We start from the raw sequence: 25,468 nt of genomic DNA, 5'->3' as shown, positions 1-25,468 counted from the left end.
ACTTATAGCCGGGCCCCAGGTTGGGGCGGTTGTCGGGAACTTTGGCAAAGTTGTTGAGATCAAAACGTGAAGTCTGATCTTAACAACCTCGCCCGGGCCGGGGTGGGCCCACACAAAACCCCCAGTCAGAGGTTTCTGCCGGGCGGCAGTATATCGCTGCGCCCTGAGCAAAACAAACGCTGCGCACCATACAAACACAGTATCTTTCCTCTAACGCCTTGATTTACAATGGCGCACCGGATGTGAGCGCCCTAAAAAGAGCTTGCACCAGCCTGATGCAAAATGCGGTTATTGCTGTAACAGGCTGTTTACCCTACAAAAGTCTGACCCACCGGTTCCCGGGTTCGCGTTGACAAAGGTGTGTCAAAACTTTACCTTCCCCCGCGCTTTGGAGGACCTTCCTTGCCTTGAGGAACGTTCCCTCGTCCGCCAATGGAGAGATTCCCATGACCGAGAAGAAAGCCACTCTCAAGGTAGATGGTAAGGACCTGGACCTGCCGATCTACACCCCGACCCTGGGCCGCGATGTTATTGACGTGTCCAAACTGGTAGCCAACGGTGTCTTTACCTTCGACCCGGGCTTCACCTCCACCGCCTCCTGTGAATCCAAGATCACCTTTATTGATGGTGAAGTGGGCAAGCTGCTGCATCGCGGCTACTCCATCGAGGAACTGGCCGGCAAGTCCGACTACCTGGAAGTGTGTTACACCCTGCTGTACGGCGAACTGCCCACCGCAGAACAACGCGATCAATTCATCAGCACCGTGAAGAATCACACCATGGTGCATGAGCAGATTCGCAACTTCTTCAACGGTTTCCGCCGCGATGCCCATCCGATGGCCATCATGTGTGGCGTAGTTGGCGCGCTGTCTGCCTTCTACCACGACTCTCTGGACATCAATAATCCCGAGCACCGTGAGATCACCGCGTACCGCCTGATCGCCAAGATGCCCACCATCGCGGCCATGTGCTACAAGTACGCGTTGGGCCAGCCTTTCATGTACCCGCGCAACGACCTGGGCTACGCAGAGAACTTCCTGCACATGATGTTCGGCAACCCCTGTGAAGAATCCAAGATCAGCCCGACCCTGGCCAAGGCCATGGATCGCATCTTCATCCTGCATGCGGACCACGAGCAGAACGCCTCCACCTCTACCGTGCGTCTGGCTGGCTCCTCCGGTGCCAACCCGTTCGCCTGTATCGCTGCTGGCATCTCTGCCCTGTGGGGCCCGGCACACGGTGGCGCCAACGAAGCCGTGCTGAACATGCTCGACGAAATCGGCTCGCTGGATAACATCGACGCCTACATCGCCAAAGCCAAAGACAAGAACGACCCGTTTAAGCTGATGGGCTTCGGTCACCGCGTTTACAAGAACTACGATCCGCGTGCCACCGTGATGCGCGAATCCTGCCACGATGTTCTGGCCGAACTGGGTGTCAACGATCCGCAGCTGGAACTGGCCATGAAGCTGGAAGAAATCGCCCTGAGCGACCCCTACTTCAAAGAGAAGAAGCTGTTCCCGAACGTGGATTTCTACTCCGGGATCATCCTCAAGGCGATCGGCATTCCGACCTCCATGTTCACCGTGATCTTCGCTCTGTCCCGTACCGTGGGCTGGATCGCACACTGGAACGAAATGATCTCCAACCCGTACAAAATTGGCCGCCCTCGCCAGTTGTACACCGGCGAGACCGAACGCGAGTTCGTACCGGTCAACGAGCGCAAATAACCGCCTCGTTAGCGCCACACAAAAAAACCGCCTCCGGGCGGTTTTTTTGTGTCTTCAGAATCCCCCCGTCCCTCTACTCCTATCCCTTGCTGTAGGAGCACCTCTCGAGGTGCGAACCCTGAACATGACGAAGACATCACGGCTGAACCTGATGCAGGGTTTCGGAAAAAAATCGATGGTAAAGGTTACCGTGTCCCTTGCTGGCGCTCGGGTTCGCACCTCGAGAGGTGCTCCTACAGAGGTGTGGTGTAACAGCATGCCATGGCGTCAAAAGCCTGGATGAGGCAACCGTTTGCCAAATCCCCGCCCTCCATGCAAGCATCGACTTTCCGTTAATCGATCTTCCGGATTCCAATGATAAAAAATATTGCACTGCTGATTCTCATCATTCTGGTTGGCTATCTGCTGTTCTGGCCCGTGTCCATTGATCCAGTGGCCTGGCAGGCGCCCGAAGCGCCAGCACTGGAAGGCCCCTATGCCAGCAACTCCGCCCTGGCGGAAAGCCGCTCCCTGGCCGTTGATGACGGCATCGGCCCGGAAGATGTGGCTATCGATAGTGACGGTTTTCTCTATGTGGGCTACGTGGACGGACGCATCTTCCGCTTCGACCCGGATGGCAGCAACCCGGACCTGATTGCCGACACCAAGGGCCGCCCGTTGGGCCTGGATTTCGACCCGCAAGGCAATCTGATCGTGGCCGATGGCTACAAGGGGCTGCTCAGCATCAGCCCGTCCGGCGCCATTGCCGCTCTTTCCCAGCGGGCCAACGGTGTGGATTACAAATTCACCGACGATGTGGATGCGGACAGCAACGGCGTTATCTACTTCACCGATGCGTCCAGCAAGTTCGGCCCCGCCCTGCACGCACGCGATGACATTCTCGAACACGGAGGCCACGGCCGCCTGCTGCGTTACGACCCGGCCAGCGACCAGACCCAGGTCCTGCTGGATGGCCTGCAATTCGCCAACGGCGTGGCGCTATCCCGGGACGAAGACTTTGTCCTGGTCAATGAAACCGGCAGCTACCGGATTGTCCGTTACTGGCTGAAAGGCGACAACGCCGGCAGCCATGATGTGTTCTTCGACAACCTGCCCGGTATTCCCGACGGCATCTCCAGCAACGGCAACGGCACCTTCTGGGTGGCCCTGTTCAGCCCGCGCAATGCCATGCTGGACGCCATGTCCGACAAGCCCCTGCTACGCAAGGTGGCCTTCCGTCTGCCATCATTCCTCCAGCCCCAGCCTGCCCACCACGGCTTCGTACTGGGCCTGAATGAACAGGGGGAAGTCACTCACAACCTGCAGGACACCAGCGCCGACGCCTTCGCCCCCATCACCAGCGTGGAACAACACGGCAACACCCTGTATCTGGGCAGTCTCACTGCCCCCCGTTTTGCCGCCTACCCGCTGCCGGCCAATGACCCCGCCACAGTTATCGAGCAGGACGCCCGCCATGTCACAGATTAACGCCGCGTTTATCGGGCTGGGCACCATGGGCTATCCCATGGCCGGCCACCTGGCCGAAGCCGGGCTGTCCATGACCGTCTACAACCGCACCGCCAGCCGCGCCCACCAGTGGGCCCGGGACTTCAATGGCCGTACCGCTGACACCCCCGCCGAGGCCGCTGCAGGTGCCGCCATGGTGTTTGTTTGCGTGGGCAATGACGATGACCTGCGCCAGGTCACTCTGGGCCCTGGCGGCGTGCTCGAAACTCTCAGCGATCGCGCCCTGCTGGTAGATCACACCACCGCCAGCGCCGCCGTGGCTCGGGAGCTGGATGCCGCCTGCCGGGATCGCCAGGCCGATTTTATCGATGCGCCGGTGTCCGGCGGCCAGCAGGGTGCCGAAAACGGCCAGCTGTCGATCATGTGTGGCGGTGATGATTCTGCCTACCAGCGCGCGGTTCCCGTGCTCAATCACTATGCCAAGGCGGTCAATTTGATGGGCCCCGCTGGCAGTGGGCAGCTCACCAAAATGGTCAACCAGATCTGCGTGGCAGGCCTGGTGGAAGCCTTGGCCGAAGGCGTCGCCTTTGCCAAGAATGCCGGACTGGATGCCGGCAAAGTGTTCGAGACCATTCAGCATGGCGCCGCCGGCTCCTGGCAAATGGCCCACCGCCACCAGACCATGATCGACGACCAATACGAGCATGGCTTTGCCGTGGATTGGATTCGCAAGGACCTGGATATCTGCCTGACAGAAGCCGCCCGCAACGGCACACCCTTGCCAGTGACGGCGCAGGTAAATGATTTCTATCAGGAGATCCAGACGATGGGTGGCGGGCGCTGGGATACATCCTCCCTGCTGCGTCGCCTGCAAAAACCCGAGTAGCCCTCCAACTCCGTTGTTGCCTTTTCACCAAGGCAACAACGGAAAATTTCGATGCCCCTCAATCACTCCGATATTGCGCACCCTTTTCGGGCACAAGCGCAGCAGCATTGCCATTCGCCAGTTGCTCCGCCACTTTTTGGGGCAAGACATCCAGCAGCGATTGGTAGTCATCCATCAGCCGTTTCATGCTGCCAAAGTGCCCCACCAGGTCCGAGCCCAGGACAAAACGGTCTGGATAGTCCCTGATCAGCTCGATCCATTCCGCAGCGGGTTTGCCATCCTTGAGCAAATAGTGATCCTTGACGCTCCAGGACAGATCCACATAAAAATGCTCATAACGGCCCAGCAAGGCCCGCAGGATCGGCACCAGGGTACCCAGCGGCGCCTGCCGCTCTTCCACCCCACCGCTGGTGCCTGCATGTGCCAGCACAAAGCGGGTCTGGGGATTGGCGGACAACGCCGCCTCCAGCTCTTCCAGGAAAATCGGCGTCTCTTCCCGCAGTGATGTCAGGTTGCTGTGCAGCAACACCGGCAGATCGTAGCGGCCGCCAGCGTGTAAACCCGCATCAATGCAGGATGGTTGGCTCTGGGCGTTTCGCCCTCGGTCAGCGCTGTCAGCTGATCATGGCGGGTGAGAATTTCCCCGATGCCGAACCACATCCCCGGATACCGCCGTATCAACGCCTCAATCTGGTCAGCAGCGTTCATGTCCGTGGGATTAACACCGCTGATAAAGGGTTTCAGCCGCCGCTGCTGCGCCTTCGTCAGCGCCTGGACCGCCTGTGCCACAATGTCATCGGTGGCGCTGTAGTAATACAACGGCGCCTCATCACCCAGGTAATAGCGTGGTTTTCGCGGTGCCTCCGCCTGCCACTTCTTCATCACCGGCAAGCCGAACAGCCAGGCCGTTTCCACCCCGGCCTGATCCATTGCCGCCAGCATGGCCTCACTGCCCTCACTGTCCTGCATGAAATCCACGTAATGCAGGTGCGCATCCGTCAGCGTCCTCGCCTGAATCCCTGCACTGCCCAGTAATATCAGCAATACCCACATCGACAACCCTGTCTTTGTCATCACCATGCCCTGTCTGTCATCTCGCTGTCAGAGACCGGGAAACCCGGCTCAAGTTCTGGCCATCCTCCCGAACTGGGACCTGGATCCGTCCGTATATCCACATATAGACAAAAATGACAAAAAGGGCCATCATTGAAGCATCAAGTCAGGAGGCATTATGGAAGCAGCCAGACAACAGACACCGCAGGCGCTGGACGACGGTGCCCGCCATGCAGCACTGCGCGCAGTACTCAAGCTACTGGAGCACTGGCAGTGCAGCGAGAAGGAAAAGATGGCTCTGCTCGGCGTGGGTCGCTCCACCCTGCACAAGTACCAGAGCCAACCGGACAGTGCCCGGGTCGGCAACGACCTGCTGGAACGCCTCAGCTACTTGCTGAACATCCACCAGGCGCTGCGCACCCTGTTCGGTAACCGGGAAAACGTCTACGGCTTCGTGCGCATGGCTAACCACAACCCGTTCTTCAACGGCGCCACACCCATGGACATCATGAGCAACGGCCGCGTGGCCAGCCTCTACGAAGTGCACCGTCAGCTGGACAGCCTGCGGGGCGGGCAATGGGGATGAGCGAAACAGAGATCCACGCCCTGCCCCGACACCCCTTCCCCTCGCAGATCGCCTACCGGCTGGTTAACGGCAAATACCCACCCATCGCCATCTTTGACGATGTGGCAGACCAGGCCGACTTCGATGCCCTGTTTGCGGTGCAGGCCCTGACCAACCCGCGCCTGCAGAACGAAGTGGGTGATCTGAACCGGGTGCCGCCTGCGGAGCGCCCCTGGGGCATTCCCGGCTGCAACTATGCCCTGGGGCCCTTTGTCCACGTGAACCCCGCCGGCTCCCGCTTTTCCGATGGTGCCTACGGTGTCTTCTACTGCGCGGATCGCATGGCCACGGCCCTTGCCGAAACCCGTTACCATCAACAGCGTTATTTCCAGCAGGTAGACGGCCTGAAATACGACCGCATTGTCATGCGCGGCCTCAAGGTCCACTTCTCGGCCACCCTGTGCGATATCACCCCGGCCACCCGATATCCGCACTGGCATGACCCGGACCATTACCAGGCCCCACGGCAACTTGGCCAGCAGCTTTACCAGCTGCGCGAAGCCGGCCTTCACTACGAATCCGTCCGCGCCCCCGGCAGCCACTGCTACGCCCTGCTCTCCCCCCTGCCGGTGGAGGCCATTACCCCCAGCGCGCATTACGAGTACATCTGGGATGGCGAGAAAATTGCCCACACGCTGACCATTCGCCGCTTGAGCTGACCACACCGCCAAGCCTATGCTCTGAGTAGAGCCTACTTTCCCGCCATACACAGGCTCTCACGGAGGAGTGCCATGCCACTGCATGCCATCTGCCTGGACCTGGCCGGCGTGCTCTACCAAGGCCCGCGCCTGCTACCGGGCGCCCAGGACGCGCTTCAACGCCTGCGCGCCACCGGTCTGCCCCTGCGCTTTGTCACCAACACCTCCCAGCGCAACCGCACCCAGATACTCAATGACCTGGCCAGTCTGAACCTGGCGGTTGATGAGACAGAGCTGTTTACCGCGCCGCAAGCCGCCCACGACTACCTGACTTGCCGAGGGCTGACCCCCTACTGCCTGTTCCACCCCAATCTGAAAGAAGAGTTTGCTGATCTGGAAGGCAAGCAAGCCGATGCCGTACTGATCGGCGATGCCGGCAGGAAGTTCACCTACGAGCATCTGGACCAGGCTTTTCGTTTGCTGCACGACGGCGCACCGCTGATTGCCATCGGCGAAAACCGTTATTACCAGCTGGATGACGGTCTGCATCTGGATGCCGGTCCCTTTGTCAGGGCATTGGAATATGCCGCCAACTGCCGAGCCATCATCACCGGCAAACCCTCCTCCGCGTTCTTTGAACAGGTACTGGCCGACTTGGGAACCCGGCCCGAACACACCCTGATGGTAGGTGACGACGTCCATGGGGACGTGGAAGGCGCGCTGAACAGCGGCATGCAGGCCTGCCTGGTGCAAACCGGGAAATACCGGGAGGGGGACGAGCAAGCCATCACCGGTGATTTTTACCTGGAGGCGGATATCACTGCCGTCGCCCGAACCGTAACCCACCTGCTCGGATAGCCATAGCGAGATTACATCAGCGTCCTGTGAGACGGTTGAAAACCTTTAGGACGCCGGCTTTCAGCATGGCTGGCAATCCAGTTGCACTGTCAAAGGTATTTCTCAAGGAAGAACGAGCGGGATCTGCCAGCCGATAAAAAAGGGGAGCAACCAAGCACTGGCGGCGCTACCCGGCAGCAAAGGCGAAGATCTGGACAATGATGACCAAGGATAAAACGCACAAATAAAAAAGCCCCACTCTTTCGAGCAGGGCTTTTCTATATGGCGTCCCCTAGGGGAGTCGAACCCCTGTTACCGCCGTGAAAGGGCGGTGTCCTGGGCCACTAGACGAAGGGGACGTATTTGGTGGAGCCAGGCGGGATCGAACCGCCGACCTCAACACTGCCAGTGTTGCGCTCTCCCAGCTGAGCTATGGCCCCAAAAACGTCAATCAGAACAAGGTGCATCCCGGTTGGTGCGGCGTATTCTACCCAGCCCCCCTACTCTGTCAAGCGCTGGCCTGGTGTTTTTTTCAGAATGAAGTCCGTTTGGCTACATCCTGAACAAGCTGCTGAAAAACTGGACAAAATCCACAGCCTCTGTCGTAGGAGCGTCGCTGGCGGCGCGATAACCAGAGTTTCGAGTTGCGAGAAGCGAGTTTCGAAAGACAAACCCCAAAACCCGGGAAAGCCCGATGATTTTCGCTTCTCGTAACTCGTTACTCGCAACTGACCTTATCGCGCCGCCAGCGACGCTCCCACAGTCAGGCCTCAGCCTACCGGCAAATCCCGATAAGCCTTCTCCAGCTTCTTCATCTGCTTCTTGGACACCCCGCCCAGCACCTCGATGGCGTTGCGCAGGCGGGCGCGGCTCAGGTCGGCGCCGATGATTTCCATGGAATCCACCACCGAGAAGCTGGCGCTGGTGCCGGCAATGGCGACAAAGGCCGGAAACAGGAAGTCCTTGATCTTCACTTCCAGGGCATCGGCGATGGCCTTGGCATCGGCAAACAGACCGTCACGGTTCCAGTCACTGCGTGCCTCATAGGCCCACAGCAGGTACTGCAGCCACACCTTCATGTCCTCGGCACCATACTGCTTGTGCTCGAAGCTGGCTTCGCTGATCGCCGGCATGCCGTTGAAACAAAATGCGGCCTTGTCCGCCACGTCCGACAAGGTTTCCACCCGCTGACGCAGGTGAGGAATGATCTTCATGGCGTAATCGCGGTTGTAGGCCCAGTCCAGCAAGGTATCCAGGAACTGCTCGTCGCTCTGCTCACGCAACCATTGGCCATTCAGCCAGCTCAGCTTTTCCACATCAAAAACGGGACCGCCCAGGGACACCCGGTTGATATCGAAAGCGTCCTGCATCTGCGCCAGGGTGAACTTCTCGCTCTCGTCCGGCATGGACCAGCCCATGCGCCCCAGATAGTTCACCAGGGCTTCCGGCAGGTAGCCCATACGCTGATAGAACAGGATGCTGGTGGGGTTCTTGCGCTTGCTGAGTTTGGATTTGTCCGGGTTGCGCAGCAGCGGCATGTGACACAGCGCCGGCATCTCCCAGCCAAAATATTCATACAGCAGCTTGTGCTTGGGCGCGGAGTTCAGCCATTCCTCACCGCGGATCACATGGGTGATCTCCATCAGATGATCATCCACGATATTGGCCAGGTGGTAGGTAGGCATGCCGTCGGACTTGAGCAGGATCTGTGCATCCACCAGCGCCCAGTCCAGCTCCACGGTGCCGCGCAGCATATCCTGGATTTCACAGCGGCCGTCCGTGGGCACACGCATGCGAATCACGTAAGGCGCACCGTCTGCTTCCCGCTTTGCCTGCTCGTCGGCGGGCAGTTCCAGATCCATCGGCTTCAGCGCCCGGTTCTCGCCCTGCTCTTTCAATTCGGCACGCAGGACGTCCAGCTCCTCACTGGTGCGGTAGCATTTAAAGGCGTGACCTTTCTCAATCAGCGCCTCGGCATACTCAGCGTACATATGCTTGCGTTCGCTCTGCCGATACGGGCCATGGGGGCCGCCCACGTCCGGGCCTTCGTCCCAGCTCAGCCCCAGCCACTTGAGCGAATCCAGAATCATCTGCTCGGACTGGTCCGTGGAGCGGGTCTGATCCGTGTCTTCAATTCGCAGAATGAATTGACCACCGTGCTGGTGGGCAAAACAGCGATTGAACAGGGCAATATAGGCGGTGCCTACGTGAGGGTCACCGGTGGGCGACGGCGCTACGCGGGTGCGGACGGTCATGCTGACTCCAATAGTGCAAACTGGCGCGGATTATACCTGTCACAGCGGGAAGCTTATAGACACGGAGCAGCGGCTTTCTGTTAAGGTTGAACGCGAATCATTATTTCGCCTACCGAGCAACTGCTGGGCGTTATCTCCTCGACAAGACGTAAAGGAAAAGACAATGCGTATTCCCTTCAGATACACACTGCTTGCAGCCTTAATTGTGGGCATTCCTATGCTTCAGGCCTGCTCAGATAACGAAACCCCGGAACAACAAGACATCGCCGAAAAAATTGTCGAGCAATCGCAAAAATCCAAAGCCATGTCTGCGGAAGAATCCACCGCTTCTGGCATTGAGCGCAGCATGGCGCCCGAAAATGCCACAGCCTCCATTCTCAGTCCCGCTGACGGTACCACCGTCACCAGCCCGGTCACCGTGACATTTGGCCTGGAAGGTATGGACGTAGCGCCCGCCGGCACCGAGCAAGAACACTCTGGCCATCACCACCTGCTGATTGACCTGAACGAGCTGCCGGCCATGGATTTCCCGCTGCCGGCCAACGACAACGTGGTGCATTTCGGCAAGGGCCAGACAGAAACCGAGCTGGAACTGGAACCGGGCACCCATACCCTGCAATTGCTGCTGGGTGATCACATGCACGTGCCCCATGAACCGCCGGTAATGTCTGAAAAGATCACCATTACCGTGGAATAAGGGTCAAACGCCGGACCTCAGACGCCAACAAGTTTCTCTTTTCGCGTCAGGGGTCCGGCATCAAGCCTCAGTCGTCACCCTATCTGCCGAGGCGCAAACATGATGATGGCCATGCCGGTCAGCGCCACCAGCGACCCGACAATATCCCAGCCCGTGGGACGGATACCGTCAACGCCCCACAACCAGAGAATGGCCACGAAAATATACACGCCCCCGTAGGCCGCATAGACCCGCCCCGCCGCCGTGGGGTGCAAAGACAGTAACCAGGCAAAGGCCGCCAGACTCAGCGCAGCAGGAATCAACAACCAGGCGGACTTCCCTTCACGCAGCCACAGGTAGGGCAAATAGCAGCCCACGATCTCGGCGACAGCCGTGATCAGAAACAATCCCAGAATCTTCAACTCCGGCAAGAGAACCTCCCGGTCTATCGTCAGATAAGCACACCGCAACGTACACGCGACGTTCAGCGCACGGTAAGTACCGCGAGTGTAGCGGGAAATATCCGCCTATTCGCGGGCACTGGCACAATCAAGGCAAAACAAGGTGGCGGGATCAATCTCGAGACGCTTGGGATTGATGGGCTTGCCGCAGTCTTCGCAGTAGCCGTAATCATCCTCATCAATACGACGCAGCGCCGCAACAAGCTGGCGCAAACGCTGCTCCTGACGTTGACGGGTTGCCAGGGCCATGGCCTGTCCCTGCATGGCGTCCATTCGCGACAGGCGCCCAACGCTTTGCTGATCCAGCTCCACCGGTTTGGTGGCTGAATCAGCCGCATCATTTTTTTCGCTTAATGCCTGCTTCTCTTCCAGCAGTTTCCGGCGAAAGTGTTCCTGATCTGCCTCTTCCATTTGGCTCCCCAGGGGACAATACCCCCGACGTCACCAACCACGCCGGGGTACCTCTTTACCTCAGCAGCAGATGCGGCACCGTGGCGTTCTTGATCATCTTGCTGGTGGTGCTGCCCACGAAGAATTCGCGGATACGGGAATGCCCATAGGCGCCCATGACCACCATATCAATACCGTTATCCTGCTGGTATTGGTGCAAGGCAGGCTCCACGTCGCCTTCCAGCTGTGCCACTTCCACCTCGTGACCGGACTTTTCCAGGGTGTCGCGAGCCCAGTCCAGATCCTCTGACAACTGCTTGTCCTTGCCCACGGCGACCAGATGACAAGGCAGCCCCAGAAACAGCGGACTGGCGGCCAGCAGTTTTACGCCTTCACGACAAGTCGGGCTGCCATCGAAGGCCAGCATGATTTTGCCAGGTTCAGCGAAATCAGACGGCACAACCAGAATCGGCTTGTGCATGGTTCGAATCACCTGCTCCACATGGTCGCCTACTTGAGCCGCCTCACCGGCATGTTCTTCACCCAGTTTGCCGATCACCAAGATGCGGGTCTGCTCCTGCATGCCGGCCAGTGTTTCTACCAGGCCACCATGACGCTGGCGCTGTTTAGGCTCAGCCACACCCTTTTCAATAGCACGACTGGCAGCGCCATCCAGCATCAGCTTGCCCTGCTCCAGGGCCAGCTTGTTCCGCTTGGCATCGAGCTCGGACAGCTCAGTCAGCAACGATTCACGACCACCCAGCAGCAGGTTGCCACTGAGATCACTTTCCACCGGATAGCGGGAATGATCCAGTACATGCAGCAGGGTCAGCGGCGCATTCAGGCGCTGCACCGCCCAGACGGCATAGTCGCAAACCCGTGCCGCGGCTGGAGAACCATCAATACAGGCAATCACTTCACTCATTGTTCTTCTCCTAGTGGCCGCCCATGAGTTTTTCGACCGCCTCGGGCTTGTCGTGCACGGCAAATTTATCCACCAGAGTCGCGCTGGCTTCGTTCAGGCCGATCAACTCCACCTCGGTACCCTCACGGCGGAACTTGATGATCACCTTGTCCAGGGCGCCAATGGCGGTGATATCCCAGAAATGGGACCGGTGCACATCAATAGTCACTTTATCCAGTGCTTCCTTGAAATCAAAGGAGGCAATGAACTGGTCCGCAGAGGTAAAGAACACCTGGCCCAGAACCTCGTAATGACGATGACCGCTATTGGTTTCATCCAGGTCTGAACGCACATAGAAAACACGACCCACCTTGTTGGCATAGAACAGCGCGCTGAGTACCACGCCGATGCCAACACCGATGGCCAGATTATGGGTGGCTACGGTGGCAGTCACGGTAGCCAGCATGACGACGGTACTGCTCGCCGGATGCTTGGTCATGTTGGTAATGGACTCCCAACTGAAGGTACCGATGGACACCATGATCATCACCGCCACCAGCGCCGCCATGGGAATCTGGGACACCCACTTGCCCAGGAACACCACCAGCACCAGCAGGAAGCAGCCGGCAAACAGGGTGGAAAGGCGCTTGCGGCCACCGGATTTCACGTTAATCACGGACTGGCCAATCATGGCACAACCCGCCATGCCGCCCAGGAAACCAGAGAAGATATTGGCGACACCCTGCCCTTTGCATTCGCGATTCTTCTCGCTATCGGTATCGGTCAGATCATCAACGATGGTTGCCGTCATCATGGATTCCAGCAGGCCTACCACGGCCAGAGCCAGTGAATACGGCAGGATGATTTTCAGGGTTTCCAGGTTAAGAGGGATATCAGGCAACAGGAACACCGGGAGGCTATCCGGCAAATCGCCCTTGTCACCGACAGTAGGTACATCCAGGCCGAGATACATGGCGATGCCGGTAATCACGACGATACAGATCAGCGGAGACGGTACCGCCGTGGTCAGCAGCGGCAGCAAATAAATGATCGCCAGACCCGCCACGACCATGGCATAGACATGCCATGTCACCCCAACAAGCTCCGGCAACTGCGCCATGAAGATCAGAATCGCCAGCGCATTCACAAAGCCGGTGACCACGGAGCGGGAGACAAAACGCATGAGATTACCAAGCTGCAGGAAGCCGGCAATAATCTGCAAGACACCCGTCAGCACGGTTGCCGCCAGCAGATATTGCAGGCCATGGTCTTTCACCAAGGTCACCATCACCAAGGCCATGGCCCCGGTCGCCGCCGAAATCATCCCCGGGCGCCCGCCGACAAACGCAATGACTACAGCGATACAAAAGGAGGCGTACAACCCTACCTTGGGGTCCACACCGGCAATGATGGAAAAGGCAATTGCCTCGGGAATCAAGGCCAGGGCAACAACGGAACCGGCCAGCAAATCACCACGGATATTACTGAACCATTCCTGCTGAATAGATCGAAGCATGGAGAACAATCCTGTTTTGGAATTACGACAAACAAAGATGCTGCGCAGCAGCAGAACACGGGATGACATGGCGCAAAGCACCATACGGCAAAGCCGGAGACGGGCTGTCTACTAGGGCGGACTCAACCGTGGGAGGGTCATGAACAGTCTCGAGTGATTTGGAAAGGCGCGGAGTCTAGCAGAGCGAACCCGGCTTTGACAGGCAACGCCGCCGTCCCCCCTACGCCCACGCGCAACAACATGCGACAATAATGCCCTCTGACACCCGCTTGCCGCCTTGCATGAATCACACTCTGACAACGACAACCCCACTACAACAGCCGGACCGACGCCTGTCCGTGGCGCCGATGATGGACTGGACCACCCGGGACTACCGGTTTCTGGCCCGGTTGATTACCCGCCACACCCTGCTCTATACCGAAATGGTGGTGGCCCAGGCGATTCTGCGCGGCGATCGTGAGCGGTTTCTGGCGTTCAATGACGAAGAGCATCCGGTAGCCCTGCAGCTTGGCGGCGGCGAGCCCCGGGATCTGGCCGAAGCGGCCCGGATTGCCGAGCAATACGGGTACGACGAAATCAATCTCAATGTGGGCTGCCCGTCGGATCGGGTACAGCAGGGCAAGATCGGCGCCATTCTGATGGCCGAGCCGGAACTGGTGGGCCAGTGCGTGGAAACCATGCAGGCAGCCGTCAGTGTGCCGGTGACGGTAAAGACCCGCATCGGCATTGATGACCAGGATGATTACGATTTTCTCTACCGGTTTGTGACCCGCATGGAACAGGCCGGCTGCACCAGCCTCACCATTCATGCCCGCAAGGCCATCCTTTCCGGGCTGTCGCCCAAGGAAAACCGGGAGATCCCTCCGCTCATCTATCAGCGCGCCTATGCCATCAAGCAGGCCTTCCCGCATATGGAGATCGTCCTCAACGGTGGCGTGAAGACTCTGGACGAGGTGCACGAGCACATGGGCGACGTGGATGGCGTGATGATTGGTCGCGAGGCTTACCAGAACCCCTACTTCCTGGCCGACGCGGATCGCATCGTGTTTGCGGATGAGCACCCTGTACCCAGCCGCCGGGATGTAGCCGAACAATTCCTGCCCTATGTGGAGCGTCGCTACGCACTGGGCCATGCGCCCAAGCATTCCCTGCGCCATATTCTCAACCTGTTCCAGGGTGAACCGGGCGCCCGTCGCTTCCGACGACACTTGAGCGAAAACATGCACAAGCCGGACACCACCCCGCAAGTGCTCATGGACGCTTTGGCACAACTGCCTTAGCCTGTCAGTACGTTATATCTCCGTAGGAGCGGCGCTAGAGCCGCGAATCTGCTTGCGAACACTTCCCCAGGAACTGTTCGCGGCCCATAACCGCAGGACACAGAGAACGCCGCTCCTACGGCACAGAAAAGCCCCTGTCATAGTTGGCCTTTACCCTATCGCCCGCCATGACACTGAAAGGAACGGATACCGTGAACAAACGCGAACAGCTAGCCCAATGGACCTCTCTGGTCGCCGATACCGGTGATCTGGACATGATCGCCGAACTGGCGCCGGAAGATGCCACTACCAACCCTTCCCTGCTACTGGCGGCTGCCCGTGACGAACGCTATCGGCCGATGCTGCAACAGGCGGCAGATTTATGCCGCACTCTGGGTCATGGCGGCGAGATGGACTGGCTGACGGACTGCTACGCCTGCCTGGCCGGTCAGGCAATCCTTGAACGGCTTCCAGGCCGGGTCTCCAGCGAAGTGGACGCACGCTTGTCCTTTGACACTCGCGCCACCGTGGAAAAGGCTCGTCGATTGATGGCCATCTATCGGGAACTGGACGTGGACCCGTCGCGCATCCTGATCAAGACTGCGGCCACCTGGGAAGGCATCCGCGCAGTAGAAGTGCTGGAAGAGGAAGGCACCCGCTGCAATGTAACCCTGGTGTTCAATCAGACCCAGGGCCTGGCTGCGGCAGAAGCCGGCGCCACCCTGATCTCTCCCTTCGTGGGCCGTATCTTCGACTGGCACCGCAAACAGGGTATGGAAATGGCCACTGCCGATGACGATCCGGGCGTGCAGTCCGTGCGCCAGATCTACCGCACCTTCAAGGCGCGCGGCCTGGAGACCATCGTGATGGGCGCCAGCTTCCGCAACGCCGGCCAGATCGAAGCCCTGGCCGGCTGCGACAAGCTCACTATCAGCCCGGCCTTGCTGGGGGAACTGGCCGCCGATACCGGTAGTCTGACTCAAGTACTGGATGCGGAGCTGGTGGCCCCGGAAGACGATTGGCACGCCATTACCGAGGCCGCCTTCCGCTGGCAACTCAATGATGATGCCATGGCCAGTGACCTGCTTGCCGATGGCATCCGCCGCTTCGCCAAAGACCAAGTGGCGCTGGAAACCCTATTGCAGGAGGAAGGTGTAATTTGAATTGGTTGAACCGACTCTTTCGCCCCGACCAGCCCCAACAACAGACCAGCGAGCACGACCTGCACCGGGCGGCGGCCGCCCTGCTGCTGGAAGTGGCTCGCACCGACGGCACCGTGGCCCCGGAAGAATCACAACGCCTGATCCAGGCGGTGGAAAAGCACTGGCATCTGGACCCACAGGAAATGGATGACATCCTCACGGAACTGGAAAACCGCGTGGACCAGGCCACCGATCTGTTCGAATTCACTCGCCCCCTGCGCGATCACTGGGGACCGGAACCCAGGGTCACACTGATCGAGGAAATGTGGGCCATGGCCGCTGCCGACGGCCATGCAGATGCCCACGAAGAACACCTGATCCGCCGGGTCAGCGATTTGCTGTATGTGTCTCATGGGGACTACATTCGGGCTAAGCTTAAAGCAACTGAATTCAATTGATAATGGATAGTTGATAATTGATAGCTGCGCGAATGATCTTGCTACCAACATAAAACGCAAGAGGCCGCGATCAAACCTGAACCGCGGCCTCTTGCGTTGATGACAACTGACAACCTGTTCCGTGCCGTTATCAATTATCCATTCTCAATTATCAATTGCTTCACCACCCCTCATCTTCCAGCTCCGAATCTCGCTGTTCCACATCCGGGAAACGCAAAGAAGGGGCATCGCCGGATTCAAAGCGGCGGCGCTGCAGGTAGGCATTGCGCAGGAAGGTGTAACGGTCACCAACGATATTGCGCTCCAGGTCCAGCAGATCCGCACGCAAATCCACCACGTACAACGCCGTAAGACTGTAGCGCGTCAGGTCATGTTCGATGTAATGGCGAGGGCGCATGTAATCTTCGGGGATAATTGACGCGGCATCGCGAACTGTGGACGGCCCCCAGAAAGGTAGCACCAGGTAATTACCTTCCGGAATCCCCCAGCGAGCGAAGGTCAGGCCCAGGTCGGTATTGTGCTTGTCCAGATCGACCTTGCTGGCCACATCAAACAGACCTCCGATGCCCAGGGTACTGTTGACAGTAAAACGGCCAAAGTTGTGGCCGGCATGGCCCCACCGCCACTGCAACACACTGTTCAGACCGCTACGAAAATCCCGCAGATTCTCGAAGAAGCGGGTCACGGTGTCATCAAACCAGCTTGGTGTCGCCTTGCGATAGCCCTTGGCGGCGGGTTTGAGGGCGTATTTGTCGAGGGTTTCGTTGAAGGCAAAGATCTTGCGGTTGATGTCTTCCCAGGGGTCGTCATCCTTTGGCTCGCTGCCTTTGGGAGCATCGAAGGGAGAAGAGGCATCACCCCAGTCTTCACCTTCCGCGCCAGCGACGGCGCAGGAAACACTCATCAATACAGTCAGTAGGAAATAACGCACGGTCACCCCGAAAAGTCATAGACGCAGCATTATAGCGACCCTGTCGCCCCCCCGAACAGGGGGGCGAGCAATCTACAATGCTATCGCTCCCTTAAACCGGCCGGGACAGGCGGCGAGCGAACCAATAATCCAGGCTCAGATATCGGCCAGCCCCGTAAAAGAACAGCACCAGAAGCATGATGAAATAGGTAGCAGCGAATTCGATGCCATTGTTAAGAACGACCAAGTTGCCCTTTCCGTCAGCCAGGGGTAATTACCATGTTCACGCAGAATCATCTTGGCTCGTGTTAACCGCTCACCCACAGCCTCACTGTTCTCCAGGCTGGCCTGAGCCCCGGGAAAGCCCACCTGGGCCAACGGTAATGCCGTGCTGGTAGCAGGGTCAGAGGGTGCGATTGCAAACCACCCGTGCTGCCAATGCACCGTTGCCATGGCAACAAGCATGGTAAACATAAGCGGCAATGTGATGTACCGGGTCAGTAGCCCCAGGAGTAAAAGCACCCCACCCAACAGCTCTGTCGCGGTAGCCAAAAAAGCCAATAACGCCGGGAAGGGCAAGCCCAACCCCCATTCCTGGTTTCCGAACCAGGCGACCGTGCTGTCGAAACTTACAGCCTTGTTGTATCCGGCACTGATCATTACCGGAGCCATATACAAGCGCAGCGCCAGAGGCGCCAGGAAATCCAGGGAACGGGTACGATTCAGCACATCATGAATAGAAAACAATAACGCGTTGCTCATCAGGAATCCTTACAGGCTGCTTAGTGTCGTCCCAATAAGGATGTCTCGTTCACGCATTTGTTGCAGAATTTCCAGAGAAAAAGACGCCAATTTACTGACATCGGAAAATTGCATCTCTTTCGCCAATATCGCGACAACCTGGTGCCCTGTGAGTCCAGGGTTTTCATCAATGAGCTGTAACAACCGGGCGGTTGGCGCATTAATTTCCATGAACCGCACCTTGTCATCCCTGCCTCGATAGACCAATAACCACAACGTTTGCTCTAACGGAGTCTGGGGTTGAAATTCGGCACATATTTCATGGACCGGGTACTGGTAACTCAACACAACATGAAGGGGGCTTAGCTGTGGAATGGCACGCAACAGGTCGCCCTCGGGATGAAACCCGGTGGCGGGAAAGGTTTCTGTAGACGCATCCAGTACCAGCTCCATCCACTCATAGTGAGCCAGTTCCAGCAGGAAAGGCGGATCGCCCTCCTCCAGGCCCTGACCGGAAGCCAGGAAGGTGACAAATTCCTGGGGAATTTCCAGAAAATAAGGGGTCTGACAGGCATGCTGATCAAAGAAGGTACGAACCAGCCGTTGCCAACGCTGCGCATCCAGAATGGAATACAGCACAGGAAACCCCTGGATGATAAAACCGTTTACGTTGTTGAAAAAAAGCGTTCGGTAAATATCCAGCCGACGTTCTTCGATATCGCCGGGGGCTGAGTGGTTTTGCGGATTGCGTAGATGTGCCGCAAATCGCCGCTGCAGGGTTTGAAAATCGGCCTGGCTCATCCCAGTTTCCGTGTCGTTGACGGCTGCTGATGCTGATAACGGCCAATTTTCTGAAGCTCACTGAACAGCTCTTCATTGCCGGGGAAATTGAAATCCCGCTCCAACAAGGTAGGCAAGGCACCAAACTCACGGTAGGCATGCTCCAGCAATGCCCACACAGGATCAATAACCGCACTGCCGTGGGTATCGACTTTCAGATCTTCCGCCTCATCAAAGTGGCCGGCGATATGCACGTAACAGATACGCTCACCCGGCAACGCACTGATAAAATCGCGGGGGTCATAACCGTGGTTAATGCTGTTCACGTAGGCGTTGTTCACATCCAGCAACAACTCACAGTCCGCCTCTTCCAGTACCGCATTAACGAACTCGATTTCTGACATTTCCGCGCCGGGAGCAGCATAGTAACTCACGTGCTCGATGCCGATGGGCTGCTCAAGAAAATCTTGTACCTGGCGAACCCTGTCTGCCACGTAATGTACTGCCTCTTCCGTAAAAGGAATCGGCATCAAATCGTAGAGGTGGCCATGGTCGCTACAGTAGCTCAGGTGTTCCGTATAACGGCGAATATTGTGTTCCTTCAGGAACCCTTTCACCGATTTCAATAATTCAAAATCCAGAGGCTCAGGCCCGCCAAGGGACAGGCTAAGGCCATGGGTCACAAAGGGAAATTGCTCCGTGAAGGCACGGAACTGCTTGGCCAGACGGCCGCCCATGGGTATCCAGTTTTCGGGTGCCACCTCCATAAAATCAAAGGGCGCACTTTGCGGAGAGTCGAGGGTCGGAGAAAGCGGGCCCATCAGGGCCCGCCGAAGACCCAGGCCCACTCCGGACACTGGTGTCTCAGGTTTCATGCATTAGCTCCTGCCTTATTAGGCACCACCGCCGCATTTGCCTTCACCACACTTGCCTTCGCCTTTCTTGTCATCGCCACATTTGCCCTCGGCGCTTTTCTCGCCGCAGCTACCTTCAGCGCTTTTTTCACCACAGCTACCTTCGCCACTTTTTTCGCCGCAGCTACCTTCTGCTTTCTTGTCACCGCATTTGCCTTCACCACACTTACCTTCAGCGTGGGCACCAGCCAATTGGTAACCGGCTTGCAGATCAGCGGCTGCGAACGGATTTTCTGCAGCCATCGCCACAGGAGCGGAAAGTGCGGAAGCCACAACAGCGGCACCAACAGTCGCAACGAGGGGGTTCAGTTTGCTCAACTTAGCCATGTTCAGTCTCCATACATCATTATTAAGGTTGTATCCGAAACCGCACAATGCGGCTCAGGCAAACCACGTTGTTTTGCGTAGCGCCTGATTCAGACAATATAGAGATGAAGCCGTGAGGTAAACGTTACAGGCAGCATGAAAAAAGGCCGCAGAATGCGGCCTTCGTGAAGCTGACGTGAAACCGGCGGGCGGTTACTTGATCCGGTTCACAATCACACTACCGATGGAGTAACCGGCGCCAAAGGAACAGATCACCCCCTTGGTATCCACCGGCAGGTCCGCGTTGTACTTGTGGAAAGCAATAATGGAACCGGCGGAGCTGGTATTGGCATAGTCGTCGAGAATGACCGGGGCTTCCTCACGGGTGGCCGGGCGACCCAGTACCCGCTTGGAGATCAGTTCATTCATGCTCAGGTTGGCCTGGTGCAGCCACATTCGGCTCAAGGACTCCACCGCCACACCGGTATCGGACAGATGGGAGGAAATCTGCTCGGCTACCATCGGGCAGACTTCCTTGAATACCCGGCGCCCTTCCTGGCGGAACAACTTGTCGCGAGCGCCAACGCCGCTTTCGTCGGCACGGTTCAGGAACCCGAAATTGTTGCGGATATTGTTGGAAAATTTGGTCTGCAGGCGCGTGCCCAGTACTTCCCACTGGTTGGCGGAGGTAGCGTCTTCCTTACGCTCCAGGATCACGGCGGTAGCCACATCCCCAAAGATGAAGTGGCAGTCGCGATCTTCCCAGGCCAGGTGCCCGGAGCAGATTTCCGGATTCACCATCAGCACCCGACGGGCGCTGCCATTACGAATGGCATCGACACCGGCCTGAATCCCGAACGTGGCGCTGGAACAGGCCACGTTCATGTCATAACCCCAGCCATGATCCATGCCCAGCGCCGCCTGTACTTCCACGGCCATGGCCGGGTACGGGCGCTGCATGTTGGAACAGGCCACCAATACCGCATCCAGGTCGTCGGCGGTCAGATTGGCATTCTCCAAAGCCTGCTTTGCTGCTTTTACGGCAATTTCTGCCTGAATGGAGACGTCATCGTCAGATCGCTCGGCAATGTTCGGTGCCATTTTTTCCGGGTCGAGAATGCCGCTTTTATCGATCACAAAACGCTGTTTGATACCGGACGCCTTTTCGATAAAGGCGCTATCGGAGGGACCCAATGCCTCCACTTCGCCAGCCTCGATGGCCTGGGCATTTTTCTCATTGAAACGCTTCACGTATTCGTTGAAGGATTCCACCAGCTCGTCGTTGGTGATGGTCTGCTCCGGGGTCCACAGACCGGTGCCACTGATTACTACAGAATAGCTCACAAGCGAGTCCTCGCACTCGAGCGAGGCAAAGGGCCCCGCTCCACAAATGGGAATAATGGGTCGATTATCCGGATTCGGGGTGGCCAGCGCAAAGGGGGTGAGTAGATAGCTGTCAGGCTTTCTACAGGGCCACTTTAGGAGCGCCGCTTGAGGCGCGAACCGGGCGTAGCGTTTTGTTATGCCTGATCGTCTCCCTACCCTTCCTCGCACGCGAGGTTCGCGCCTCAAGCGGCGCTCCTACAACGGCTTCGTAGAGAGGATCGCTGATCAGCAGAGTTCCCACTGCTTGTTGAGCCGCTTGGCAGAGACCGGGACCCGGGTGCCTAGCTGCTGTGCAAAAAGGCTCACCCGATATTCCTGCAACATCCAGAAATACTCTTGTAGAGGCGCCGGCTGCTGCCACAGGGGCAGACCCGCAGCACGAGTGGCGTATTGCTTGTCACAGGCCTCCAGCTCTGCGGTTAGGGTGCGGTCCTTGCCAATCTGGCCACCCAGTTTGTCCAGACGATGACCGATGGCCTCCAGGTATCGGGGATACTCCATTAACCAGGGCCAGGGCACCTGCAACAGGAAGTCGTCACGGAACAGGTTGCCCAGTTGTTGCTTCAGGTCCCGGTGGGCATGGGCCCAGGCCAGCGGGAAGTTTTTTTCCAGCTTACCCATCAGCTGCCGATAATCGGCGAACAGCTTGCCGAAGGCGGTCAATTGCTGGCCTGCCCAGGGCACGAAATCCCCACGGTGGGCATCCAGACGGGCCCGGAAGGCGGCCTCATCGCGTACCGGCTCGTCCAGCCGGAAATGCTCTGCCAGCAGACGCAGTACCGCATGATCCAGTGCCTGGCGGGCCATGGCGCCCTTCTCGCCCTTGAGCTTCTGGAAACCGGGCATCTGCGAGGCCTGTTTGCGCAGGTCCCGCAGCTGGACACTGAGCTTGAAGCCCAGCAGTCGCGCCGTGCCCCACCGATGGCTCCAGCGCGCGTCATCGGCATCATCCCGGTAGCGCAGCACCACCGCATCACCATCGCCTTCCAGCGCCGGATAGCGGCGAACCACCATACCCCCCAGATCCTGTTCCCTGGTTTCCGGTAAGGTGCCGAACAGCCATTCCTGGCCACGCAGGGCCGGCTCCTCCGCCGCGGGTTCCGGCAGGTTACGGGTGACGCCATCCAGCTTGTCACGGACTTCGTCCAGGTGGCGTCCCTGGGCCAACACCTTGCGTTTGCCATCCACCCGGTCCACCACCTGGATGAACATGCGCAGATGATCCGGCAGCGTGGCATCCTGCCACTCTTCCCGCTCGATACGTACACCGGTTATGCGTTGCAGCTCCCGGGTCATGGCAGACAACAACGGCTCCTGCGGATTCAGGGTCTCCAGCAGCGCACTGACGAAATCCGGCACCGGTACAAAGTGACGTCGCCGGGCCTTGGGCAACGCCCGGATCAGGGCTTCCAGTTTTTCCCGCAGCAACCCGGGCACCAGCCAGTCCAGGCGGGTATCCGGCACCTGATTGAGGACCGCCACGGGGACAATCAGGGTGACGCCGTCGCGCTCGCCGGTGGGGTCGAAGCTGTACTCCAGGGGCAGGCTGATGCCATCCAGGCGCAGCTGATCCGGGAACTGGTCGTTGCCCAGATCCGGGCTGCGCGAGAGCAGGAAATCCCGCGCCATCAGCAACGCAGCCTTCTGCTCCTGCGTGGCCTTTTTGTTATACCAGCTCATCAGCCCGGCCAGGCTGGTCACGTCCTGCGGCAACCGCTCATCGTAGAAGGCCACCCGGACCTCCTCATCCACCAGGATATCGCGCCTGCGCAGCTTGTGTTCCATCTCCTCCAGCGCTTCGAACTGCTCCCGGTTGGCCTTCACAAAGGGCGGTTCGCGGTGCAATTCTCCCATCACCAGTCCTTCCCGAATCATCAGCTCGCGGGCTTCCTGGGGATGGATGGGGGCATAGTTGACACGCCGACCAGTGGCCAGGATCAGGCCGAACAGGTTGACCTGTTCCTTGGCCATGGCACAGCCCCGTTTCTTCGACCAATGCGGCTCGAAATACTGGCGTTTGACCAGATGAGCGGCGGCGGCCTCCACCCATTCCGGCTCGACACGCGCTACGGTACGGGCAAACAGTCGGCTGGTTTCCACCTGCTCCGCCGCCATCAGCCAGCGGGCCTTGGTTTTCGACAGCGACGAGCCGGGCCAGATCAGGGGCTTGCGATTACGTGTGGACAGCCACTCGCCCTCATCGGTGCGCTGCATCACGTTGGCCAGCAGGCCGGGCAACAGGGCCTGATGCAAGGGCCCATAGGCTCCCTCTGCGAGCCCCTGCTCATTCATGGTCGGCGGGTTCAGCTCCCAACCCTGCTCTTTACTCAGCAACAATAACTGGCGGTGGGTATCGCGCCATTCACGCATGCGGGTGGGCGACAGGAAGGTTTTCTTCAGCAGCTTCTCGTACTGGTTGCGGCTGAGTGCTTCGCGCTGGCTGTCCGCCCACTGCCACAGCTTCACGAAAAACAGGAAATCCGAGTCCTTGTCGGTGAACGGCTGGTGCGCCTGGTCCGCTTGCTGTTGCTTGTCGTGGGGCCGCTCACGGGGATCCTGGGCGGCCAGGGCCGAGACAATGATCAGCGCCTCTCGCAGCACCTTCTGCTGTGCAGCGGCTACCAGTATACGCCCTAGGGTAGGATCCAGCGGGAAGCGGGCCAGTTGTCGACCCAGGGGGGTCAGGGTTTGTTTCGGCGTCAACGCGCCCAACTCGTCCAGCAGCCGGTAACCGTCACGGATCAGTCGACCGTCCGGCGGTTCGATAAAGGGAAAGTCTTCCACACGCCCCAGGCGCAGATCCGCCATTTGCAGAATCACTGCCGCCAGATTGGTTCGCTGAATTTCCGGATCAGTAAACGCAGGCCGATTCAGGAAGTCGTCTTCGTCGTAAAGGCGAAAACAGATACCGGGCATGATGCGACCGCTACGCCCGGCCCGCTGGTTGGCGCTGGCTTGGCTGACCGGCTCCACCGGCAACCGCTGTACCTTGGAGTGCACACTGTAGCGGCTGATCCGGGCGGTACCGGCATCAATCACATAGCGGATGCCCGGCACGGTGAGTGAGGTTTCCGCCACATTGGTGCTGAGCACCACCCGCCTGCCCCGGTGAGAAGCAAAGATACGGTGCTGCTCGGCCTGACTCAGCCGCGCATAGAGAGGCAGGATTTCCGTGTCTCTCAGCTCGCACCGCTTCAGGTGATGATGCACATCGCGAATGTCCCGCTCGCCGGCCAAAAATACCAGTACATCCCGGGCCACGGGCAGGCCATCACGGCGCTCCTCGCGCTGAATCTCCTGCAGCACCTCTTCGATCTGCCGGGACAGTTCCTGACCGTCAGCAGGTGGGCGATAACGCATTTCCACCGGGAAAGTCCGCCCGGATACTTCCAGCACTGGCGCATCACCGAAGTGATTGGCAAAGCGTTCATGGTCGATGGTGGCCGAGGTAATAATGAGCTTGAGATCGGGGCGCTTCGACAACAGCTGCTTGAGATAGCCGAGCAGAAAATCGATATTCAGGCTGCGCTCGTGGGCCTCATCGATGATCAGGGTGTCGTAGTGGTTGAGAAAGCGATCCCGCTGGATCTCATTGAGCAGCATGCCATCGGTAAGTACCTTGATCAGGCTGGTCTCGCTGACTTGCTCGGAAAAGCGCACCTTGAAGCCCACGGTGCTGCCGAGAGGACTGTTCAGCTCTTCCGCTACCCGGCTTGCCACCGCTCGTGCCGCCAGGCGCCGTGGCTGGGTGTGACCGATGGTGCCCTCGATGCCCCGCCCCAGCTCCAGGCAGATCTTGGGTAGCTGGGTGGTCTTGCCGGAGCCGGTTTCCCCGGCAATCACCACCACCTGATGGTCGCGGATGGCAGTCTTGATCTCCTCGCGACTGGCAACTACCGGCAGGTCCGGCCAGTTTAGAACGGGCTGAGAAGCCTGGCGTTTTTCCCGATTGGCAATGGAATCGGCAATAGCCGTGGATATCTTCTCCAGCGCCTTGTCATTGCGCTTGTCGGCAGGCAAGCGTGACAGACCATCAATCCGCTTTTTCAAACGAAAATGGTCCGCTCTGCGAACGTTATCAAGCTGGCTGTAAAGTGCTTTCAAAGACATGAAAAATTCAATCAACCATAAAACGTCGTAGGAGCGGCGCTCTCT

23 protein-coding genes, 2 tRNA genes and 1 pseudogene are annotated in these 25,468 nt (G+C 58.5%); 10 read left to right on the top strand and 16 right to left on the bottom strand.

What is annotated here, in order from left to right; all coding sequences use genetic code 11:
* Positions 1–446: 446 nt before the first annotated feature.
* The 3 genes from gltA to ACMG4M_RS08185 all read left to right on the top strand — a co-directional run bounded on the left by gltA (position 447) and on the right by ACMG4M_RS08185 (position 4,062).
* Complete coding sequence (gltA, locus tag ACMG4M_RS08195; protein WP_297764370.1) at positions 447–1,730, top strand: citrate synthase; 1,284 nt, start codon at positions 447–449, stop codon at positions 1,728–1,730.
* 354 nt (positions 1,731–2,084) lie between these two features.
* Positions 2,085–3,197, top strand: coding sequence for an SMP-30/gluconolactonase/LRE family protein (locus tag ACMG4M_RS08190; RefSeq protein WP_052042397.1), 1,113 nt, complete (start codon positions 2,085–2,087; stop codon positions 3,195–3,197).
* Entirely contained in the window at positions 3,184–4,062 is an 879-nt protein-coding gene (locus tag ACMG4M_RS08185) for an NAD(P)-dependent oxidoreductase (protein ID WP_414431104.1), read from the top strand. Before ACMG4M_RS08190 ends, ACMG4M_RS08185 begins: the two co-directional genes overlap by 14 nt.
* 58 nt (positions 4,063–4,120) lie before the next feature.
* Here ACMG4M_RS08185 and ACMG4M_RS08180 read toward each other — a convergent pair whose 3' ends face one another.
* On the bottom strand, positions 4,121–4,591 hold the full coding sequence (locus tag ACMG4M_RS08180) for an amidohydrolase family protein (RefSeq protein ID WP_414431103.1): 471 nt from the start codon (positions 4,589–4,591) through the stop codon (positions 4,121–4,123).
* Positions 4,570–5,136 (bottom strand): hypothetical protein, encoded by a 567-nt coding sequence (locus ACMG4M_RS08175; RefSeq protein ID WP_414431102.1) that lies wholly within the window; start codon positions 5,134–5,136, stop codon positions 4,570–4,572. The genes ACMG4M_RS08180 and ACMG4M_RS08175 overlap by 22 nt, the downstream gene beginning before the upstream one ends.
* A gap of 157 nt (positions 5,137–5,293) precedes the next feature.
* Between ACMG4M_RS08175 and ACMG4M_RS08170 the strand changes: the two genes are divergently transcribed.
* The 3 genes from ACMG4M_RS08170 (at position 5,294) to ACMG4M_RS08160 (ending at position 7,236) form a co-directional block, all read left to right on the top strand.
* Complete coding sequence (locus ACMG4M_RS08170) at positions 5,294–5,701, top strand: MbcA/ParS/Xre antitoxin family protein (RefSeq protein WP_035244067.1); 408 nt, start codon at positions 5,294–5,296, stop codon at positions 5,699–5,701.
* Positions 5,698–6,399: an RES family NAD+ phosphorylase gene (locus ACMG4M_RS08165; RefSeq protein ID WP_408605288.1), complete on the top strand. Its 702-nt coding sequence runs from the start codon at positions 5,698–5,700 to the stop codon at positions 6,397–6,399. The genes ACMG4M_RS08170 and ACMG4M_RS08165 overlap by 4 nt, the downstream gene beginning before the upstream one ends.
* A gap of 72 nt (positions 6,400–6,471) precedes the next feature.
* Positions 6,472–7,236: a TIGR01458 family HAD-type hydrolase gene (locus tag ACMG4M_RS08160; RefSeq protein ID WP_035244065.1), complete on the top strand. Its 765-nt coding sequence runs from the start codon at positions 6,472–6,474 to the stop codon at positions 7,234–7,236.
* A 262-nt stretch (positions 7,237–7,498) separates the two neighbouring features.
* Here ACMG4M_RS08160 and ACMG4M_RS08155 read toward each other — a convergent pair.
* The 3 genes from ACMG4M_RS08155 to gltX all read right to left on the bottom strand — a co-directional run bounded on the left by ACMG4M_RS08155 (position 7,499) and on the right by gltX (position 9,470).
* A tRNA-Glu gene (locus tag ACMG4M_RS08155) sits at positions 7,499–7,574 on the bottom strand.
* A 5-nt stretch (positions 7,575–7,579) separates the two neighbouring features.
* A tRNA-Ala gene (locus ACMG4M_RS08150) sits at positions 7,580–7,655 on the bottom strand.
* Positions 7,656–7,985: 330 nt separating this feature from the next.
* Positions 7,986–9,470, bottom strand: a complete 1,485-nt coding sequence (gltX, locus tag ACMG4M_RS08145) for a glutamate--tRNA ligase (protein ID WP_035244063.1) — start codon at positions 9,468–9,470, stop codon at positions 7,986–7,988.
* 217 nt (positions 9,471–9,687) lie between these two features.
* Between gltX and ACMG4M_RS08140 the strand changes: the two genes are divergently transcribed.
* Positions 9,688–10,167 carry a DUF4399 domain-containing protein gene (locus tag ACMG4M_RS08140; RefSeq protein ID WP_414431101.1) on the top strand — a complete coding sequence of 160 codons (480 nt, stop codon included), beginning with the start codon at positions 9,688–9,690 and terminating at the stop codon, positions 10,165–10,167.
* Positions 10,168–10,241: 74 nt separating this feature from the next.
* On the opposite strand, the gene ACMG4M_RS08135 is transcribed toward ACMG4M_RS08140, so the two are convergent.
* The 4 genes from ACMG4M_RS08135 to ACMG4M_RS08120 all read right to left on the bottom strand — a co-directional run bounded on the left by ACMG4M_RS08135 (position 10,242) and on the right by ACMG4M_RS08120 (position 13,417).
* The gene (locus tag ACMG4M_RS08135; RefSeq protein WP_035244060.1) at positions 10,242–10,577 is read right to left on the bottom strand and encodes a YnfA family protein; all 336 of its coding nucleotides are present in this window, start codon (positions 10,575–10,577) and stop codon (positions 10,242–10,244) included.
* 96 nt (positions 10,578–10,673) lie between these two features.
* A complete protein-coding gene (locus ACMG4M_RS08130) occupies positions 10,674–11,018 on the bottom strand; it encodes a TraR/DksA family transcriptional regulator (RefSeq protein WP_035244058.1) in 345 nt (114 codons plus the stop codon).
* 55 nt (positions 11,019–11,073) lie between these two features.
* Positions 11,074–11,922: a universal stress protein gene (locus ACMG4M_RS08125; protein WP_035244056.1), complete on the bottom strand. Its 849-nt coding sequence runs from the start codon at positions 11,920–11,922 to the stop codon at positions 11,074–11,076.
* A 10-nt stretch (positions 11,923–11,932) separates the two neighbouring features.
* A complete protein-coding gene (locus ACMG4M_RS08120) occupies positions 11,933–13,417 on the bottom strand; it encodes a SulP family inorganic anion transporter (RefSeq protein ID WP_272997472.1) in 1,485 nt (494 codons plus the stop codon).
* 281 nt (positions 13,418–13,698) lie between these two features.
* On the opposite strand from ACMG4M_RS08120, the gene dusA reads away from it, so the two are divergent.
* The 3 genes from dusA (at position 13,699) to ACMG4M_RS08105 (ending at position 16,276) form a co-directional block, all read left to right on the top strand.
* Positions 13,699–14,697: a tRNA dihydrouridine(20/20a) synthase DusA gene (gene dusA / locus ACMG4M_RS08115; protein WP_084573365.1), complete on the top strand. Its 999-nt coding sequence runs from the start codon at positions 13,699–13,701 to the stop codon at positions 14,695–14,697.
* Positions 14,698–14,888: 191 nt separating this feature from the next.
* The gene (locus ACMG4M_RS08110) at positions 14,889–15,839 is read left to right on the top strand and encodes a transaldolase (protein ID WP_414431100.1); all 951 of its coding nucleotides are present in this window, start codon (positions 14,889–14,891) and stop codon (positions 15,837–15,839) included.
* Complete coding sequence (locus ACMG4M_RS08105) at positions 15,836–16,276, top strand: TerB family tellurite resistance protein (RefSeq protein WP_035244048.1); 441 nt, start codon at positions 15,836–15,838, stop codon at positions 16,274–16,276. The genes ACMG4M_RS08110 and ACMG4M_RS08105 overlap by 4 nt, the downstream gene beginning before the upstream one ends.
* Positions 16,277–16,436: 160 nt before the next feature.
* On the opposite strand, the gene ACMG4M_RS08100 is transcribed toward ACMG4M_RS08105, so the two are convergent.
* From ACMG4M_RS08100 to hrpA, 7 genes and pseudogenes are all read right to left on the bottom strand, one after another.
* A complete protein-coding gene (locus ACMG4M_RS08100) occupies positions 16,437–17,180 on the bottom strand; it encodes a VacJ family lipoprotein (RefSeq protein ID WP_414431099.1) in 744 nt (247 codons plus the stop codon).
* 118 nt (positions 17,181–17,298) lie between these two features.
* Positions 17,299–17,948 (bottom strand): annotated as a pseudogene (locus tag ACMG4M_RS08095) (DoxX family protein).
* 9 nt (positions 17,949–17,957) lie between these two features.
* Positions 17,958–18,728 (bottom strand): DUF2063 domain-containing protein, encoded by a 771-nt coding sequence (locus ACMG4M_RS08090; RefSeq protein WP_273010211.1) that lies wholly within the window; start codon positions 18,726–18,728, stop codon positions 17,958–17,960.
* Positions 18,725–19,582: a DUF692 domain-containing protein gene (locus tag ACMG4M_RS08085; RefSeq protein ID WP_272998086.1), complete on the bottom strand. Its 858-nt coding sequence runs from the start codon at positions 19,580–19,582 to the stop codon at positions 18,725–18,727. Before ACMG4M_RS08085 ends, ACMG4M_RS08090 begins: the two co-directional genes overlap by 4 nt.
* 18 nt (positions 19,583–19,600) lie before the next feature.
* Complete coding sequence (locus ACMG4M_RS08080; RefSeq protein WP_414431098.1) at positions 19,601–19,948, bottom strand: hypothetical protein; 348 nt, start codon at positions 19,946–19,948, stop codon at positions 19,601–19,603.
* Positions 19,949–20,140: 192 nt separating this feature from the next.
* The gene (locus ACMG4M_RS08075) at positions 20,141–21,271 is read right to left on the bottom strand and encodes a beta-ketoacyl-ACP synthase III (protein ID WP_035244038.1); all 1,131 of its coding nucleotides are present in this window, start codon (positions 21,269–21,271) and stop codon (positions 20,141–20,143) included.
* Positions 21,272–21,538: 267 nt separating this feature from the next.
* Positions 21,539–25,423, bottom strand: coding sequence for an ATP-dependent RNA helicase HrpA (gene hrpA, locus ACMG4M_RS08070; RefSeq protein WP_414431097.1), 3,885 nt, complete (start codon positions 25,421–25,423; stop codon positions 21,539–21,541).
* Positions 25,424–25,468: the final 45 nt, after the last annotated feature.

It is taken from the genome of Alcanivorax sp. IL3 (assembly GCF_047495465.1).
Lineage (GTDB): Bacteria > Pseudomonadota > Gammaproteobacteria > Pseudomonadales > Alcanivoracaceae > Alcanivorax > Alcanivorax jadensis.
Note: the sequence above shows the minus strand (reverse complement) of the source record. Positions and strands in the feature narration are given on the sequence as shown.

Bases quoted from the DNA above. Each gene is read 5' to 3' on its own strand.
- gltA (WP_297764370.1), top strand. From the start codon at position 447: ATGACCGAGAAGAAAGCCACTCTCAAGGTAGATGGTAAGGACCTGGAC.
- ACMG4M_RS08190 (WP_052042397.1), top strand. From the start codon at position 2,085: ATGATAAAAAATATTGCACTGCTGATTCTCATCATTCTGGTTGGCTAT.
- ACMG4M_RS08185 (WP_414431104.1), top strand. From the start codon at position 3,184: ATGTCACAGATTAACGCCGCGTTTATCGGGCTGGGCACCATGGGCTAT.
- ACMG4M_RS08175 (WP_414431102.1), bottom strand. From the start codon at position 5,136: ATGACAAAGACAGGGTTGTCGATGTGGGTATTGCTGATATTACTGGGC.
- ACMG4M_RS08170 (WP_035244067.1), top strand. From the start codon at position 5,294: ATGGAAGCAGCCAGACAACAGACACCGCAGGCGCTGGACGACGGTGCC.
- ACMG4M_RS08165 (WP_408605288.1), top strand. From the start codon at position 5,698: ATGAGCGAAACAGAGATCCACGCCCTGCCCCGACACCCCTTCCCCTCG.
- ACMG4M_RS08160 (WP_035244065.1), top strand. From the start codon at position 6,472: ATGCCACTGCATGCCATCTGCCTGGACCTGGCCGGCGTGCTCTACCAA.
- gltX (WP_035244063.1), bottom strand. From the start codon at position 9,470: ATGACCGTCCGCACCCGCGTAGCGCCGTCGCCCACCGGTGACCCTCAC.
- ACMG4M_RS08140 (WP_414431101.1), top strand. From the start codon at position 9,688: ATGCTTCAGGCCTGCTCAGATAACGAAACCCCGGAACAACAAGACATC.
- ACMG4M_RS08130 (WP_035244058.1), bottom strand. From the start codon at position 11,018: ATGGAAGAGGCAGATCAGGAACACTTTCGCCGGAAACTGCTGGAAGAG.
- ACMG4M_RS08125 (WP_035244056.1), bottom strand. From the start codon at position 11,922: ATGAGTGAAGTGATTGCCTGTATTGATGGTTCTCCAGCCGCGGCACGG.
- ACMG4M_RS08120 (WP_272997472.1), bottom strand. From the start codon at position 13,417: ATGCTTCGATCTATTCAGCAGGAATGGTTCAGTAATATCCGTGGTGAT.
- dusA (WP_084573365.1), top strand. From the start codon at position 13,699: ATGAATCACACTCTGACAACGACAACCCCACTACAACAGCCGGACCGA.
- ACMG4M_RS08100 (WP_414431099.1), bottom strand. From the start codon at position 17,180: ATGAGTGTTTCCTGCGCCGTCGCTGGCGCGGAAGGTGAAGACTGGGGT.
- ACMG4M_RS08090 (WP_273010211.1), bottom strand. From the start codon at position 18,728: ATGAGCCAGGCCGATTTTCAAACCCTGCAGCGGCGATTTGCGGCACAT.
- ACMG4M_RS08085 (WP_272998086.1), bottom strand. From the start codon at position 19,582: ATGAAACCTGAGACACCAGTGTCCGGAGTGGGCCTGGGTCTTCGGCGG.
- ACMG4M_RS08080 (WP_414431098.1), bottom strand. From the start codon at position 19,948: ATGGCTAAGTTGAGCAAACTGAACCCCCTCGTTGCGACTGTTGGTGCC.
- hrpA (WP_414431097.1), bottom strand. From the start codon at position 25,423: ATGTCTTTGAAAGCACTTTACAGCCAGCTTGATAACGTTCGCAGAGCG.